This window comes from Mycobacterium sp. TH-M15, from assembly GCF_057473705.1.
Genome location: NZ_JBYCLB010000207.1, coordinates 1 through 2962 on the forward strand (window position 1 = coordinate 1; position 2962 = coordinate 2962).

The 2962-nt window shown below is 72.7% G+C and carries 4 protein-coding genes; all 4 read left to right on the top strand.

Going from position 1 to position 2962, the window contains the following annotated elements; translation table 11 throughout:
* Positions 1–280, top strand: a 280-nt coding sequence (locus AC2VNT_RS04895; RefSeq protein ID WP_486945782.1) for an NlpC/P60 family protein, incomplete at its 5' end; no start/stop codon positions are given.
* A gap of 28 nt (positions 281–308) precedes the next feature.
* Complete coding sequence (locus AC2VNT_RS04900; RefSeq protein ID WP_486945785.1) at positions 309–1106, top strand: hypothetical protein; 798 nt, start codon at positions 309–311, stop codon at positions 1104–1106.
* Between the two features lie 61 nt (positions 1107–1167).
* Positions 1168–2298: a glycosyltransferase family 4 protein gene (locus AC2VNT_RS04905; protein WP_486945783.1), complete on the top strand. Its 1131-nt coding sequence runs from the start codon at positions 1168–1170 to the stop codon at positions 2296–2298.
* Between the two features lie 184 nt (positions 2299–2482).
* Positions 2483–2962: zinc ribbon domain-containing protein (locus AC2VNT_RS04910; RefSeq protein WP_486945784.1), on the top strand; the 480-nt coding region annotated here is incomplete at its 3' end.

Below are 2962 nucleotides of genomic sequence, written 5' to 3' on the forward strand. Positions count from 1 at the left end.
CGGACCCGGCGGCTTCGACTGCTCCGGGCTGGTGATGTGGGCGTTCGGTCAGGCGGGGATCGCGTTGCCGCACTCCAGCCAGGCGCAGGCCAACGGCGGGCAGCCGGTATCGCTCTCCGACTTGCAGCCCGGCGACGTGCTGACCTTCTATGGTGATGCCTCCCACTCCGGTATCTACGTGGGCGACGGCATGATGATCCATTCGTCGACCTACGGCCAGCCGGTTGCGGTCGTCCCGATGACCGCATCCGGCCCGATCCACAACGCCCGTCGTTACTGATCGACGCGTCCGCCGCTGGCTGATCACCCTGCTGGTCACCGAGCTGGTCGCCGCGGTGCTGGTCGTCTACGGCGCACCCGGAATCCGGCAAACGGTGGTTCGGACGCCGGCGGCCGATGCGCCGCTGGTCGTTGGTGATCACCGCAGCGTGGAGCTGGTCAACCGGGGTGGTGCGGCCGGAGCGGTATTGCTGGCCAGAGTCTCCGCCGAGATCGGTGACGCGGTCGACGCGGTGGAGGCGTTCTGGGGGACCGACTGGCCGCACCGCATCGTGCTGGTAGCCACCGGTTCCGACCGGCAGTTCGCCGCCGAGGCCGGCGGCCCCGGGCAGTGGTCCGATGTCGCGGCGGTCGCGGTCGCCGATCGGGTGGACCCGGGGCGGCGGATCGCCACCGGACAGCGGATCGTGTTCGCCCCGGGAGCGGGCGTGATGAGCGTCGAAGCGCTGCGGATCGTGTTGGGACACGAGCTTTTTCATTACGCCGCCCGGGCCGACACGACCGCCGACGCACCCCGCTGGCTGACCGAGGGGGTGGCCGACTTCGTGGCCCGGGGAGACACGGCGCAGGTCGTACCGGCCGCACTCCCGGCGGCCCTGCCGACCGACGCCGACCTGGACACCGCCGGGCCAGCCCGGGCCGAGGCCTACGACCGGGCGTGGCTGTTCGCCCGGTTCATCGCCGCGGAGTACCGGGCCGACACGCTGCGCCGGCTCTACCTGGCGGCGTGCGGGCCCGGTCACGCCGACCCGGCCACTGCCGTGCGCCAGACCCTGGGCCTCGACCTGCCCGGTGTGCTACGCCGCTGGCGGCAGTGGCTGCGTTGATTGCCCGACTCATCAGCGGGCCGTCCCCGGCCCGCATCGTCGTCGCGCTAACATCCCTCGAGTGAGTCGGGTTCTGCTGGTCACCAACGACTTTCCCCCGCGCCCCGGCGGCATCCAGTCCTACCTGGAGCAGTTCGCCCGGCGACTGGCCGGGGTCCACCAGCTGACCGTGTACGCGCCGCAGTGGAAGGGCGCCGACGATTTCGACCGGGCGGCCGTCGGCTACCGGGTGGTGCGACACCCGGGCACGCTGATGCTGCCCGGCCGGGCGGTCGGCACCCGGATGCACCGGCTGATCGGCGAAGAGGGCATCGACACCGTGTGGTTCGGCGCGGCCGCGCCGCTGGCGTTGCTGGCCGGGCGGGCCCGGGCCGCCGGTGCCCGGCGGGTGCTGGCCAGCACGCACGGCCACGAGGTGGGCTGGTCGATGCTGCCGGTCGCCCGGTCGGTGCTGCACCGGATCGGCGACACCGCCGACGTGGTGACCTTCGTCAGCCGCTACACCCGGCGCCGGTTCGGTTCGGCATTCGGCCGCGGCGCGGCGCTGGAGCATCTGCCGCCCGGGGTCGACACCGATCGATTCCGGCCCGATCCGGTCACTCGTGCCGAGCTGCGGGCCGGCTACGGCCTGGGTGAACGGCCCACCGTGGTCTGTGTCTCCCGGCTGGTGCCCCGCAAGGGCCAGGACATGCTGATCCGGGCGCTGCCGTCGATCCGGCAACGCGTCGACGGGGCCGTGCTGGTGATCGTCGGGGGCGGGCCGTACCGGGACCGGCTGCAGCGCCTGGCCGGCGAGTGCGGGGTGGCCGACCACGTGGTGTTCACCGGCGGGGTGCCGACCGGCGAGCTGCCCGCTCACTACGCGCTGGGCGACGTCTTCGCGATGCCGTGCCGCACCCGCGGCGCCGGACTGGACGTCGAAGGCCTGGGCATCGTGTTCCTGGAGGCTTCGGCAGCCGGCGTCCCGGTGGTCGCCGGCCGCTCGGGTGGGGCGCCCGAGACCGTGCTGGACGACAAGACCGGCCGGGTGGTCGACGGGACGTCGGTGGATCAGATCGGCGACGCCGTCGGCGGGTTGCTGGCCGATCCGGATCGGGCGCGCGCGATGGGTGCGGCCGGACGCGACTGGGTGACGACGAACTGGCGCTGGGAGACCGTCGCCGCCCGGCTGGCCGAACTGCTGCGGCCCTGACGGCTGATCGCCGCTGGCCCCGATGGCGGCGACCCGCTGCGCCCGGCTCCGCCGCGCTCGCACTCCCAGCAGCGAAGCCCCGTGGGGGCCGTCGAGGGATCGTGTCGACCCACGGCGCCACGACCACCCGCATAGCCCGCTGGCACGGTTGTCGGGCAAACGGATCGCGTTGTTCAGTCCCGGCATGCTCGTGGCCGCTCTTGCCGCCGAGTGCACCGCCGCCGGTGGCCGGTTGGATCGAGCCGGAACCCGCTCGACCGCGATGAGCCAGCACTGCCTGTGCGGGCAGCCAGTGCCCAAGACGCTCGCTCAGCGCATCCACGACTGCCCACGCTGCGGGCTGCGCGGCGACCGCGACATCGTCTCCGCCGCCCTGGCCAACCCCGACGATCCGCGCACCGCGGCCGTCGATTACCGACTTGCCCACGCCCTGCGCGATGGGTTGGCCTCCCAGCAAGAGTGGGAGGGATCAGTCAACCGGCACCAGCCACCAACACCATCCGGTGACGGATCGGCCAGGACCGGCAGCCACCACCTGGTGGCCTCTGCTGAACAAGCAGCACCCGGCCCACCCCCGAACAGACCACGCCCGCAGCGTGGACGTCGCGGGACCAGCCGAAAACAACTAGCCCCCCAAGCTGATTGGCGCTGCATGACCCATTAC